This is a genomic window from Chryseobacterium aquifrigidense (genome assembly GCF_006716485.1).
Lineage (GTDB): Bacteria > Bacteroidota > Bacteroidia > Flavobacteriales > Weeksellaceae > Chryseobacterium > Chryseobacterium vietnamense.
Map to the genome: position 1 here is coordinate 314617 of NZ_VFPD01000003.1, position 13880 is coordinate 328496.

Below are 13880 nucleotides of genomic sequence, written 5' to 3' on the forward strand. Positions count from 1 at the left end.
TTAGAGGTAACTTATTTCGTTCTTTGTATTTCTTTTTCATAAATATTCTGCTATTTCTTTTTCCAGTGTGTAATTACAAATTGCGGATAATCCTAAAAAGTGACCAACCGGGTTGATTTCTAAGAAATAAAAATCATTTTTGGCTTTTATAAAATCGAGTGAACCACAGTTGATATCAAGTTCTTGCATAAGGATATGTATTTTTTCTTCAATCTCTCTTGGAAGATTATATCTAACATTCCGATTCGGAACTTCGTGATTATATTTTCTATGATCAAGTTGAGTCTTCTTATCATTTTGAGAAAAAATAGCAGTAGCCCAGATTTTGCCATGAAGATAAAAGGCCCGCACTTCAAAATCTTTTTCAATCATTTCCTGAAAAAAGGTAATAAAGAAATTTTCCCTTTCCTTTTCTGTAATAAGTGAAGTATACAAAATACCTTCAGAAAAGCCACCTACAGATTTTAGTATTATACTCTCAGCAATAGATTTAGTAATAGTTTTATTCACAATTAGTTGGTCTGTGTTTTCTGCTAAGTAGTATTTCGGGACTTTCAAACCTATGTTTTTGGCCTGTTCAAGTACCAGAAGTTTATTTAAATGGCTGTTGCTTTGTTTATTAATATGTCTTTTTGTTTCAAGCATTTTTATTACATAATCTTCAAGCCAATATTGAGTTTCATTCATGTAAGAATTAATGGAAGGGTTGTCATATTCTTTTCTCATAAATTGTAACCCTACTCTTCGATACCAAACACTGGTAATATCTTCAATGAAAAAACGATTTCTTTGACTTTGTAAAAGGAGTTTGTTTTGATATACTTTTATTTCAAAAATGTCATCTTCATGTACACGAATAAAAGCTTTATCCAATGCTTTGAGCCACTTAATGACTTCATTTGTTGTTGTTTCCTGATTAGCGGAAAGAATAAGAATCATTTTTTCTTAGATTTATCTTTTCTGATTTTAGATGAATGTTTAATACTGGGAAGACCAATACTTTTACGGTTGTGGTTAATCCGGACAGAATCCAGATTATTGTTCCGTAAGCTGTACCGTACAGCAGTATTTCTATAGTAATCATAGGTATCAGACATTAAGGCATATTCTTGAGGAGAACAATGGCCTGATTTTACATACTCGAATATTTTTTTTCTGAATTCAGGATATTTTTTTGAGCCAATCATATGGCTCAACAACGTAGGCATAGCTATGAAAACGTCATTGTTTCCAAACTTACCTATTTTTTGCCCATCAGGAAACCCATAATGTTCAAATGTCCAGAAAAAAAGATCTGCATTTTTTTCAATATTCTTATTTACAAGGGCTATATTTTCAGGTCTTCCTTCCTGATCACGGATCATTGCAATACTAAAGGAGTCTACGAGTCTTTTATTCAGGTTTTTTTTCCAGTCGGCTACTTTTTGGTTGACTTCCAGGCTGTCTATTCCATATTTCCTGCAGAGCGGATAAAGTTTCTTATAGGCATTACGATAAGGAGCAATCAATGTAATAAGTTTGTATAGACTCTTTTTTCCACCAAAGTTTTTATGGTACTGATCTGCAAGTTTAATGTAGGTTTTGTATTCTTCACTAAGCTCCTGGTTTTTAGGTTCATACTTCTGAAACAATTTTTTGAATTTTTTTATGGCTTTTTCAGGTTTATTAGCCATTCGGTAAATACTGTCAATTTCATTTACTTTGTTGTAATAAGTAATGTAATTAACTTTCCGATTTTTACATGATAAGGCAGAAATCAAAATAAATAACAGGATGTAATAAGTGTATTGTTTCATAAGCTTATAAAGTTTTTGAAAGTTAACTTTGAAGAGTAAAAAAGGAGGGCTTTGCCCTCCATAAATTAGTCTGCTGTTAATGTTGGGTTGCATACAGTAATTCTACCTATATATGTACCTCCTGAGCCTGTATAGGTATCATATTCCTCACAGCCTTCTCCAACAGAAATGTTAGATTTAACATTATAGGTGCCTCCTTGAATTGTTTTAAGATTTTTCAGTTTTTTGTTTTCCAAAGAAGAGAAGCCTCTCTTCATTCCATTTAATTTTTTCATGTGTGTAATTTTTAATTGTTTTTATATAAATCATTTGTGTCAAATTAACCCTGACCTGGGTGAATAATTCTACCTATTTATCATGCACTGTACACTTGCATTTTAAATTTGAAGAATATATTTCATCAACGTTGATGGGATAAAACTATAAATATTTAGATCCCTTTGTAGGGATAAAATGTGTAAATGATTTGTATTTTGCTTTGTGTACAAATGCAAATTTTACTCTGAATGGGAGCTGGGCTTTGGTGAAATATCTGGAATACGAAAAAGTATAAATTACATATTAACCAAAAAAAGAAAACCACAGGCTTTAACAGGAGGTTGTACGGTAATATTTTCTATTGTACAATACCGGAAAATAAGTGATTTAAGCCTGGAAATAAGATATTGAATTACTTGTTTTGGACACTATTTGTATGCTTCTTGTGATTTGTTTGTTTTAAAATCCAGTTTTTTAATCCGAAAATAGTGTAAGCATCTTATCAATTTTTGTAGAAAACCTTGGGTTTTTAAAATTTGGAGACGAACAAATGAACCTCCGATAGTAAAAATAAAGCTTTTCAACATGAGGTTAAAAAGCTTTTAATTTGAAATAGAAATAAAATAGGAGTTGTTTACTCAGAAAATACTCCCTGGAAAAAAGATTCTAAGGCGGTATTTTCATCCAGTCCGAATTTCTTTTTCAGGCGGTATTTGGTCATTCTTACACTCTTGGGTTCTACATTGAGGAGATTGGCAATTTGTTTTGTATCCATTCCCAGGTAGATATAAGCGCAGTATTTCAAATCCAGAGGAGTGAGTTTTTGCTGGGCTTTCTCACTGATACTTTTAAAGAAATCAGGATGCAGTTCCTGAATGGTGAATCTGATCTTTTCGAAATCATTATCAACACGGTTTTCTCCCTTTACCACCTGATGGATATTAATATCTGTATCCGAAAGCCGGGTTTGAAGCTGCTCTAGTACTTTATTTTTATGCTGAATATGAAGGTGGCTGGCTAAGACTTCACTTTGGAGTTTTTGCTGCTGAAGGGTAAGAAGTTCCTGCTCTGCCTTTAATCTGGCCTGTTCTTCCTCCTGAAGTTTAATCTGCATTTCTGCTTCATGCTTTTCTGTATCAAGCTTATTTTCTCTTTCTATAGAATACCGCAGCTTAAAATGATAAGAACGGAACATAAAGAATGCTCCAATCAATCCGATAATTCCCAGCCCGATATAAAGGAGTTTTTCTTTTTTTAAACTAGCCGTTTTTTCAGTAAGAGATCTGAGTTCAGATTCTTTTTTTTGAGACTGATACTGAGCTTCCAATCTTTTGGAGGCTTCAGCCTGGCTTTCATCAAAGAGAAGATTGCTGTATTCTGTTACTTTTGTCTCGTACTCATAAGCTTTCTGGTAGTTTTTCTGTTTTGCATACAGCTCTGCAAGATTTTTTACCACATTGATCATCACACGGTAATAAACAGGCTGCTGGGTAAGAAGAATCTGTTCTGCTTTTAAAAGATACTGCTCCGATAAAGCATCATTTCTGTCCCGTGAAGCCAGACTGCTCAAAACACCAAGCGCACCTGCCTGCATACTCTGATTAAGAGTCGTGTGCTGGGTAAGGGTCAGGATTTCGTGTGCGTTATTCTGAATTTCCTCGCGAATTTCCGGAGTCATAACCGGATAGCCCAGATAATAGTTTATAAGATTCAGCAATGCCATTGCGTGTACATGGGCTGAGACATGACCGGGAAATTGATAATACAGGCCAACAGCTTTCTTGCACATCTCTATGACGGGTTTCAGATCTTGTAAGTTTCCACTTTTCTCATATTGAAAGGAGTAGCAGACAGCCAGTGCCGAATAGGTAGAACTGAGTAAATTTTTGTTTCCCGCTTTTTCAGCAAGTTCTATGGATTTTTTGGCATATTTGGTGGCATTCTCAGCATCGTTCCACTCCGTATAAATTCCATAAAGAAGATAATTGAGCTTTGCGTTTAATAAGATTTCAGAAGGTTGTTTTTCAACGATCGGAAGAATTTTCTGAGTAAGCTTGATTGTATTTTCCAGTTCACCAAGAGCATTCCAGTAGGAGATATTCAGATAACTGGCATATAATTCGGCTGTTTTATTATTACTTTTCTGAACAATTTCATTGGCAAGATCGATGATAGGGGGAATTTTATTATAGTCAGACTGGTTAAGCTTAATAATTCCTTTTTGGGTAAGGGCTTTTACTTCTTCTGCATAATTTTGTTCCTTTTTAGCCAGTTCCAGTTGTTGCTGTAAATATTTTTCGGCTGTAGCATATTGATCACTTACTCTGTAATATTCAGTAAGCTCATTGTAAATCCTGAACTTTTCTGCCGTTGAAATATGATCTTTGTTCAACTGGCTTTTAAGGCCATTAACAAGTGTATTCTGTGCGGGGTATAAGGTGCAGATAAAAAGTATACAATATAAAAGTGAGTACTTTAGTTTCATAGGGTGAAAGTACAAAAATTGTAGACACCTGTCAATTCCCTACATAAAAAAGAAAAAATGGTATCAGGTTTTATTGTATTGAAAATCAGTGTTTTATTTGTTTTTGTAGACATTCTGTAGTCATGCGTGATCTGGGTTGAAGATATTTTGTAGTTGCAAAAAATAAGGCCGTGATGTTTTTCTGTTGCAATTTTGGATCAGAGAAAATCAAAGAATATTAATTTAAAATTTTACAGTTATGGACAACAAAACATTATCAATTCTTTCTTACATCACTCTTATTGGATGGTTAATTTCCTTTGTTATGGGAAAAGAAAAGTCAAACGGCCTTTTAAAATACCATCTGAAACAATCATTAGGATTAATCCTTTTCTCTATTGTATTATCTATCATTCTTAATGTTCTGTTATTGATGACGAAAATTGGAATTCTGGGGATATTCGGTTTCATTCCTCTGATACTGATGATTACCGGAATTATTAATGCCGCCAATGATGTTGAAAAACCTTTACCATTGATCGGAAAAATGTTTGAAGATAAATTTTCTTTCATTGGATAGTGTCTGATGAGGAACCGATACAAAAGATCATTTTGAAGATAATTAGATGAAGCCGATGTAAAATTCTTAAGATAAGATAGCTATAATCATGAAACTGGCTGGTCTTATGAAGAATACAATGTGCTGATTTGACAGGATAAAGGTAATTTTACCGCCCATTTTAAAAAAGGAAAGAAGTATGGATTTTGAAATTTTGAAACAACAGATCGAAGACGCGGCCAGGAAAGCTTTTTTAGAAGTATATGAAAAGCATGGAGCAGAAGGAGTATACGGTTTTGCTTTGTACAGCGATGAGGGAGCCATGACGGTTTGTCCTGCTGCCAATACATTGAAAGTAATAGAGAATGCAGATGAAGATGATGCTCTTTATTATAAATATGAACCGGCAGAATGGACCTACGAAATGGAAGGAGCCGATAAAGAATTTGATCTCATCTGTACTCAATTGAGAGCAGAACTTAATAAACACGATGACGATGATCAATGGTTTGAGGGTTTTCAGACTAAGTTATATTCTACCTGTATTGAAGTGCTGGAGAAACTTAAAAATGAGAACTTCTTCACGAAGATCACAGGCGAAGATATTTTCCTGATTTTCACGGTTTCAGATGATGAGTTTGAACCCAATGACATGAAAGATCTTATCGTCAGGCTGAATGATAATGAATACAAAAGTGAATATCTGAATTGGATGGCTACCTGGGGCAATTAAAAATATGAAGAATTAAAAAAACACTTTAAATATATACATATGAAGCCCGATAAAATAATTGTCTCAGAAGCCTCTTATACACTACAATCTCTATAGATATTTTTATAGCAACACAATCTCAAACAAAATATAAAGAACAATTACATTAATTATGAACAACTATCAATTTTATAAACAGGAAGGAAACCAATATATTTTTAAAAATCAGCCGGTATTTGTATCCGTGCTGTGTATTATATTCCTGATCGTAGCAGCATTGCTCTTTAATAGCGTAAGAACTTTCAGTTATGTTATTATCGCTGTAGTAGTACTTATTATGATCAATTTTTTTACCAAGAAATTTATTATTGATATGGACCGGAAAACAATTACGGGGAAACATACCATTTTTGTTCCGGCAAGAACCTATCCCTTGGAGAACTTCAGAAATTTCCATGTGCTGGCAACAAAATATATGGGATTTATTACTACCAATGTAGTGTTGTCTATGTATTTTGAAGTAGATGGGAAAGAAAAGCAGCTTACGATAGGTCAGGCGCTTACCCAGAAAGGAATTCAGAAAATGGTCAACGAGACAGAAGATATTATGAACCTTAATAATCCTGAGAATGGATATCAGAGACCGCTATAAGTTTGAAGAAAACGGAAGCGAAATAAGCTTTATGCCCAATTACAGTTTCCTGCGCACTTTGGTATGGTGGCTGGGATTGGGAATCCTGGCACTTCCTGTTATTTTATATTATTTTAAAGGGAAGGTGTCTGGCGACCAGTTTAAAATCGCCATAGGATTATGGGCTATTTACATGATTTATTTCCTGTTTGACCTCCTTTTCAGAATTCCGGTAAAATATATTTTTGATAAATCGGAAAAATGTATTTACAGAAAACTATTGCTTTCCAAAAGACTTATGAACTTTGATGAAATGACCTATTTTGTGAATGATGAAAGAGGTGGATATTATTATTCCATAGGGAAAAAGAGAAATCAGTTCGTAAAAAACTACAGAATCAGCAATTACTTTTCCGGATCTAAAGCTTCCGACAGAAGGGAAGATGAGTACATCAAAGAAATTTTGTGTCCTGTTCTCATCGCTGTTGGGATACCTTTGAATCAACCGGAACAATAATAATCAGGGTAAAAACTAATACAATGAAAAATGGTGTATAACTATTCCCCTCCGGAGGGGCGGCAAAAATTCAAAGAATTTTTGCCGGGGTGGTCTACACATCACAAAAAACGCGGCGGTTTCGAAGAAACCGCCGCGTTTTGTATCTATAAAATAGCTTATATTAAGCTAAAATTCTCTTTACAGCTTCTTTTACTGCAGCCGCGTCAATTTTATACTTTTTCATCAATTCTGCCGGTGTTGCAGATTCTCCGAAAGTATCATTTACCGCTACAAATTCCTGTTTTGTAGGTCTTCTTCTTGCAAGCATACCTGCAACAGATTCTCCTAAACCACCAAGATAGTTGTGCTCTTCAGCTGTTACAATTTTACCTGTTTTTTCTACAGATTTTAAAATGATCTCTTCATCAAGAGGTTTGATCGTGTGAATGTTGATAACCTCACAAGAAATACCTTCTTTCTCAAGCTCATCAGCCGCTACAAGAGATTCCCACACAAGGTGGCCTGTTGCAACAATCGTTACATCAGTACCTTCCTGAAGCATAATTCCTTTTCCAATTTCGAAAGGCATGTCTTCCGGAATGAATACAGGAACTACCGGTCTTCCGAATCTTAAATATACAGGTCCTTCAAACTCAGCAATCGCCAGCGTAGCAGCTTTTGTCTGGTTGTAGTCACATGTGTTGATCACTGTCATTCCAGGAAGCATTTTCATCATACCAATGTCTTCAAGAACCTGGTGAGTAGCTCCATCTTCTCCTAAAGTAAGACCTGCGTGAGAAGCACAGATTTTTACATTTTTGTCAGAATAAGCGATAGACTGACGGATCTGGTCATATACTCTTGAAGTAGAGAAGTTAGCGAAAGTTCCTGTAAAAGGAATTTTTCCTGTAATGCTAAGACCAGCTGCAATTCCCATCATGTTGGCTTCTGCAATACCGATCTGAAAGAATCTTTCAGGAGCCTTCTCAATGAATTTCTCCATCTTCAAAGAACCGATAAGGTCTGCGCAAAGTGCTACTACATTAGGATTTTTGTCCGCTAATTCTGCTAATCCTGCTCCGAATCCTGAACGAGTGTCCTTTTTTTCTGTATATGTATATTTCATTTTTTATTAAAGTTTTTGATCATTGATAAATGATGAGAGATTGATCATTATAAAATCATTTACCAATAATAATTTATCATTTATAATTAATAATCAGCCGGAGCTTCCAGGTACAATTGCTTGAATGCTGTGTCTAGCTGCTCATCATTAGGAGCTTTGCCATGCCATGCATGAGATCCCATCATATAATCAACTCCGTATCCCATTTCTGTATGAAGAAGGATGGCAACAGGTTTTCCTTTTCCGGTTTCTGTTTTTGCTTTCTCAAGAATTGCAATCACCGCTTCAAGATCATTACCGTTCTTTTCTTCCAAAACAATCCATCCGAATGCTTCAAGTTTAGCATGAAGATCTCCCAGGCTTAATACATCATCCGTATCACCATCAATCTGGCGACCGTTGTAGTCAATAGTAGAAATGATATTATCCACTTTTTTGGCAGCTGCATACATCAATGCTTCCCAGATCTGACCTTCCTGAAGCTCACCATCTCCGTGAAGAGAGTAAACAAGAGACTGATCACCATCCAATTTTTTACCCTGAGCCACTCCAAGTGCTACAGAAAGTCCTTGTCCAAGAGAACCTGAAGCGATTCTGATTCCCGGAAGTCCTTCATGTGTAGTGGGGTGTCCCTGTAATCTCGAATCCAATTTTCTGAAAGTGCTCAGTTCTTCAACAGGGAAGAAACCAAATCTTGCTAAAGTAGAATAGAATACCGGAGAAATGTGTCCGTTTGATAGATAAAAATGATCTTCATTTTTGCCTTCCATTGTGAAAGGAAGTTTATAGTTCATCACTTTACCATAAAGGGCTGTGAAGAATTCTGTACAACCTAAGCTTCCACCAGGGTGTCCTGAATTTACAGCGTGAACCATTCTTAAAATGTCTCTTCTGATCTGCGTAGTAAGAGCCTTTAACTCTTCAATACTTTTACTCATTATATCTGATTTATTTGTATGCGAATTTACAATTTTTTACCGGCTTACGGAAATGCAAAGTCTGGGGATAACCCCCGGATTTTTATATGATTTGAATATTTTTCCGCTTTTAACAGCCTTCGTTAAGATAAACGGAGATCTCAGTCACTATATTGTTAACAAATTTAAAACTTAACAGCGTTCCTGCCTGGCTGTCTTCAATGTTAAAATAACCGGAATCTTTGATAGGTTTGCCATTGCTATCCCAATCCGGACGTACACTGAAGTTGGGGTAATTTCGGTAGGTATTGATCAGGTCATCGCGGGTGCTTCCAACTCCGATTCCGCTTTTGGTCTTAAATTTTTTACTTGTAGTCGTCATATAAGTAATGGAAGGAACACTAAGATTGGCTTCATTAATATAATTGTCAAAAAGATCAATTTGAATGATCTCTCCATTATACTTTACGCTATTTTTTTTCTCTCCATCAGAGTTTGTAAGTTTTGTTCCTGCAATTTTTTCAGCATCAACCTTGGGCATAAAGACTTTAAACGGTCCGATTCTTAATGTTGAGACTTCAAAATTTTCCTGAGCACTCGTGAGTGTAAATGTTAATGAAAAAATGAAGATTGAGATAATTTTTTTCATGGTTTTTTGATTTTTTATTCCGTTTTATTTTGTTTAATTTTTGAATAGATTTATATCATTCGGATCAAAGATAATTAAAATACAAAAGTCTATAAAATTAGTTATTTTAATAAAGAAAATTCGCGTATTGAGCTGAATGCTTTGTGGTAGGTTGATTGTTGATTTTTTACTATCAAATATCAATTTTTTTTGAATTTTAATATGTTATTTTGATAAATTTAACTAATTTTATAATTCAAATAATATTGAATTATAAACCTTTAACTAGTTATTTTTATTTTTTGGTTTAATGATTTAGATGAATAAAAATTACATACCATTATATATGAAAATTAAACAATTATTTTATTTGGGGATATTTATTATATCCGTTTCCTCTGGAAAAGCACAGGATTTTTTTACAGTAATTAATGAAAGATCCATTAAAGCTGAACCTAAAAACAGAACCGTACAACCGGAGAAGTCACTAACCTATACATTGGATGTGGCTGGAATGAAAAGTTATTTTAATTCAGTTCCGGAACTGAAAGACAGTGATCGTAAAGATAATGCCCCGATTATTGTTTTACCAATGCCTGACGGTACAAAAGCTAAATTCAGAATCTGGAAATCTTCCGTGATGGCTCCGGGATTAGCCAGCCAGTTTCCTCAGATTGTCACTTTTACAGGACAGGGAATTGATGACAAATATGCTACGATAAAACTAGATTTTACAGAATTGGGTTTCCATGCGCAGATAAAATCTATAGTGGCTGGCGATTCTTATATAGATCCTTATGCAAAACAGGATATCAACAATTACATCATTTACAAAAAAAGTGATTTGATTGATAAAAATCCAAGAACTTGCGGACTGAAAGATGATCAGGATTCTTCACCTGAAAAAAAAAGCGAACAAAAAACCGTAGCTCCAAGCGTAGGAACTCAAATTAGAGTTTTCAGGTTTGCCGTGGCCTGTACCCACCAGTATGCGATTGCTGCAACGGGTTCAGCAACACCTACGGTTGCGCAAACGCTTTCTGCAATTGTAACTTCTGTAAACAGAGTAAATGGAGTATACGAACAGGAAGTAGCATCAAGATTGGTATTAGTAGGTACTGAAACCAATGTTATCTTTACCAGTGCTGCTACAGATCCTTTTACAGGAAATGATAGTGCCGGAACATTAATTAACGAAAGCCAGACTCAGATTGACCTGCTGATAGGAAATGCCAATTATGATATTGGACATACCTTCAGTACCGGAGGTGGTGGATTGGCCGGATTAGGAGTGATCTGTAACAACTCTAATAAAGGGAGAGGAATCACCGGCTCACCGAATCCTGTTGGTGATCCTTACGATATTGATTATGTTGCCCATGAAGTAGGACATCAGTTTGGAGGTCCTCATACTTTTAATGCAACAACAGGAAGCTGTGGAGGAGGAAACCGAAGTGCAAACAACGCTGTAGAACCAGGCAGTGGAATTACGATTATGGCTTACGCAGGAATTTGTGGAAGTGTAAATAATTTAGCCCCTAACAGTATCCCTACTTTCCATACCAAATCATACCAATCGATTACGACAAAAGTTCAGTCAACAACATGTCAGGTTACACTTTCCAGTAACAATTTCGCTCCTACAGTAAACGCAGGGGGAGATTATACCATTCCGAAAAGTACACCATTCAGATTGGAAGGTTCTGCTACAGATTTAGATAATAATCCACTTACTTACAGCTGGGAGCAAAATGATGTAGGGCCGGCTGGCGACTGGAATGCACCAACATTAAATGCACCTCTGTTCAGGTCATACGTACCGGTAACCGTTCCTTACAGATATTTTCCCAAACTTACAGATGTAATCAATGGTACAGTTTCCAAAGGAGAGGTTAGACCATCTTATGCAAGAACGATGGAATTCAGACTGACGGTAAGAGATAATAACGCAGGTTGTGCAGGAGTAGCCAATGATGATGCTATTATTACCGTTGATGGAAATTCCGGACCTTTTAATGTAACTGCACCTGCTACGGCAGTAAACTGGGCGGGTAATTCTACTCAGACAGTAACATGGGATGTCGCCAATACAACTGCATTTCCTGTGAATGCAGCTACTGTCAATATTTATCTTTCAACAGATGGCGGGCTTACTTATCCTACCTTGATCCTGGCATCCACTCCGAATGATGGTTCTGAAGCTGTTACCATTCCTAACGTAAACACAACCCAGGCAAGAATTATGGTAGCTGCAGAAACAAATGTTTTCTACAACATTAATCCAATCAACTTTACGATTACCCAGACATTGGGAGTAAATGAGATTGCGGCCAATAAAGATGTGTTTGTAGTGTATCCTAATCCAAGCAAAGGACTTTTGAATGTGAAATTCAGCAATTCAAATGAAGTATATGATATTACGGTATATGATGTAAGCGGCAAATTAGTATTCACTCAGGTCAATAACAAATTGAATCATGATAAGACAGGAACTTTTGACTTGTCACACCTTGTCCAGGGAGATTATCTGATTAAAGTTAAATCTAAAAACATAGAAAAAACAATCAAATGGATTAAAGAATAATCTGATTCATTGATTCCAAAAAAAGGGCTGCCTTCCAATCGAAGGCAGCCCTTTTATGTTTTATAAGCGCTAAACGACCCTTAAATGTTGTTTATTTTTTACTAACCACAGACCGATGAAAGTCAGCAATCCGTTAAGAACAATGAGTTCTACTCCGATTTTATAATCTGTATAAGTGGTAACAGCCAGGTTGATTAAATAAGTTAATACAGGAGCTAAAATAGTCACCGCAAGAATAGAGTATTTTCTGGAAATCTGAAACTTGGTAAAAATTCCGAAAGCAAAAAGTCCCAAAAGCGGTCCATAAGTATATCCTGCAATTTCCATAATCAGATAAACGATAGATTTATCATTTAATGCTTTGAAAACCATGATCAGAATAAAGAAAACTACAGTGAAAATCAAGTGTACTTTCATACGAAGGCGTTTCTTCTCTTTTTCAGTTCTGGTTTTATCCTCATTAAGGTTTAGTAAGTCTACACAATATGAACTGGTTACAGCAGTTAGAGCTCCATCTGCCGAAGGAAATAAAGCAGAAATCAATCCAATAATAAAAATAACAGAAATAGCCATAGGGAAGTATCCTTGAAGCGATAAAGCCGGGAAAAGATCATCACCCATTATGTTTTTAATATTTCCGGAAGCATCTTTAAATCCGAAAATATTCGTGACTGTTTCACCATTTATAGTTCCATATTCTGCACCATGTTGCAAAGCAAAAAGGTATAACAATCCTCCCAGGAATAAGAAGGCAAGATTTACGATAAGGAGGGTTCCTGCAAAGGTCAGCATGTTTTTCTTCGAATTCTTAAGATTATCTACAGAGATATTTTTCTGCATCATTTCCTGATCCAGCCCTGTCATAGCAATGGTAATAAAAATTCCGCCCAGAATGGTTTTCAGGAAAAAGGTTTTGGAATTAGGATCAAAATTGATGAAATGGGTGTAGTTTTTCTGTTCCAGAATAGTATATGCTTCTCCAAATGATAAATTAAGATTTGACAAAATATAAACGATACATGCTACAAGACTGATAATCATAAAAGAAGTCTGCAGGGTATCTGTAATAACAATGGTCTTAACACCTCCTTCAAAAGTGTACAGAAGTACCATTAATAACAGCACAAGAGAGGTTACCCAAAACGGAACCCCCAACCCTTGAAGTAAAAATATCTGCAAAACATTTACTACCAGATATAATCTTGCGGTAGCTCCAATGGCTCTTGAAATTATAAAAAAGATCGAACCGATTTTATGCGCCTCCACATTGAATCTTTTCCCCAGATATGTATAAATAGAGGTAAGATTCATCTTATAATAAAGCGGTAGAAGTATCGCTGCTACAATAAAATATCCGATGAAGAACCCGATTACCATCATATAGTACTCAAAACCACCGTAAATATATTCGGAACCGGTCATTTTCCCAACAGTTCCCGGAACGGAAATAAAAGTAACCCCGCTTAAGCTGGTTCCTATCATCCCGAATGCAACGAGCCACCATTTACTCTTCTTGTTACCGATAAAGAAAGACTGGTTATCGGAGTTCCGGCTGGTGAAATAAGAAATCACCAAAAGGCCGATAAAATAAACGAAAACAAATAGCAAAAGGATAGTTCCTGGATTCATGCTTGATTTTTAAATTTTAGCAAATATATAAAAAAGATCAGTCGTGAATCATGAATTTAAATTCCTGTTGATTTCAA

General features: G+C 35.5%; 13 protein-coding genes. 5 read left to right on the forward strand and 8 right to left on the reverse strand.

Features of this window, described 5'->3' with window-relative positions; translation table 11 throughout:
- Positions 1–36: 36 nt before the first annotated feature.
- The 4 genes from gwsG to FB551_RS20195 all read right to left on the reverse strand — a co-directional run bounded on the left by gwsG (position 37) and on the right by FB551_RS20195 (position 4539).
- Positions 37–939, reverse strand: coding sequence for a grasp-with-spasm system ATP-grasp peptide maturase (gwsG, locus tag FB551_RS20180; RefSeq protein ID WP_142018721.1), 903 nt, complete (start codon positions 937–939; stop codon positions 37–39).
- Positions 936–1796, reverse strand: coding sequence for a hypothetical protein (locus tag FB551_RS20185; RefSeq protein WP_142018722.1), 861 nt, complete (start codon positions 1794–1796; stop codon positions 936–938). Before FB551_RS20185 ends, gwsG begins: the two co-directional genes overlap by 4 nt.
- Before the next feature lie 65 nt (positions 1797–1861).
- The gene (locus tag FB551_RS20190; RefSeq protein ID WP_142018723.1) at positions 1862–2071 is read right to left on the reverse strand and encodes a TIGR04139 family peptide modification target; all 210 of its coding nucleotides are present in this window, start codon (positions 2069–2071) and stop codon (positions 1862–1864) included.
- 617 nt (positions 2072–2688) lie between these two features.
- Entirely contained in the window at positions 2689–4539 is a 1851-nt protein-coding gene (locus FB551_RS20195) for a helix-turn-helix transcriptional regulator (protein WP_142018724.1), read from the reverse strand.
- Between the two features lie 238 nt (positions 4540–4777).
- Between FB551_RS20195 and FB551_RS20200 the strand changes: the two genes are divergently transcribed.
- The 4 genes from FB551_RS20200 (at position 4778) to FB551_RS20215 (ending at position 6937) form a co-directional block, all read left to right on the forward strand.
- A complete protein-coding gene (locus tag FB551_RS20200) occupies positions 4778–5098 on the forward strand; it encodes an import component protein (RefSeq protein ID WP_047427991.1) in 321 nt (106 codons plus the stop codon).
- A 178-nt stretch (positions 5099–5276) separates the two neighbouring features.
- Positions 5277–5810, forward strand: a complete 534-nt coding sequence (locus FB551_RS20205; RefSeq protein ID WP_142018725.1) for a DUF4303 domain-containing protein — start codon at positions 5277–5279, stop codon at positions 5808–5810.
- Between the two features lie 151 nt (positions 5811–5961).
- A complete protein-coding gene (locus FB551_RS20210; RefSeq protein WP_052186829.1) occupies positions 5962–6441 on the forward strand; it encodes a hypothetical protein in 480 nt (159 codons plus the stop codon).
- Positions 6419–6937 carry a hypothetical protein gene (locus FB551_RS20215; protein ID WP_226798748.1) on the forward strand — a complete coding sequence of 173 codons (519 nt, stop codon included), beginning with the start codon at positions 6419–6421 and terminating at the stop codon, positions 6935–6937. Before FB551_RS20210 ends, FB551_RS20215 begins: the two co-directional genes overlap by 23 nt.
- A 163-nt stretch (positions 6938–7100) precedes the next feature.
- Here FB551_RS20215 and FB551_RS20220 read toward each other — a convergent pair whose 3' ends face one another.
- From FB551_RS20220 to FB551_RS20230, 3 genes are all read right to left on the reverse strand, one after another.
- The gene (locus FB551_RS20220) at positions 7101–8045 is read right to left on the reverse strand and encodes a transketolase family protein (protein WP_142018726.1); all 945 of its coding nucleotides are present in this window, start codon (positions 8043–8045) and stop codon (positions 7101–7103) included.
- 86 nt (positions 8046–8131) lie between these two features.
- The gene (locus FB551_RS20225; protein WP_226798753.1) at positions 8132–9016 is read right to left on the reverse strand and encodes a transketolase; all 885 of its coding nucleotides are present in this window, start codon (positions 9014–9016) and stop codon (positions 8132–8134) included.
- 76 nt (positions 9017–9092) lie between these two features.
- Positions 9093–9611 (reverse strand): hypothetical protein, encoded by a 519-nt coding sequence (locus FB551_RS20230; RefSeq protein WP_142018727.1) that lies wholly within the window; start codon positions 9609–9611, stop codon positions 9093–9095.
- A gap of 325 nt (positions 9612–9936) precedes the next feature.
- On the opposite strand from FB551_RS20230, the gene FB551_RS20235 reads away from it, so the two are divergent.
- The gene (locus FB551_RS20235) at positions 9937–12174 is read left to right on the forward strand and encodes a reprolysin-like metallopeptidase (protein WP_167497904.1); all 2238 of its coding nucleotides are present in this window, start codon (positions 9937–9939) and stop codon (positions 12172–12174) included.
- A gap of 69 nt (positions 12175–12243) precedes the next feature.
- On the opposite strand, the gene FB551_RS20240 is transcribed toward FB551_RS20235, so the two are convergent.
- Positions 12244–13803: a sodium:solute symporter gene (locus tag FB551_RS20240; protein ID WP_047427976.1), complete on the reverse strand. Its 1560-nt coding sequence runs from the start codon at positions 13801–13803 to the stop codon at positions 12244–12246.
- Between the last annotated feature and the right edge of the window lie 77 nt (positions 13804–13880).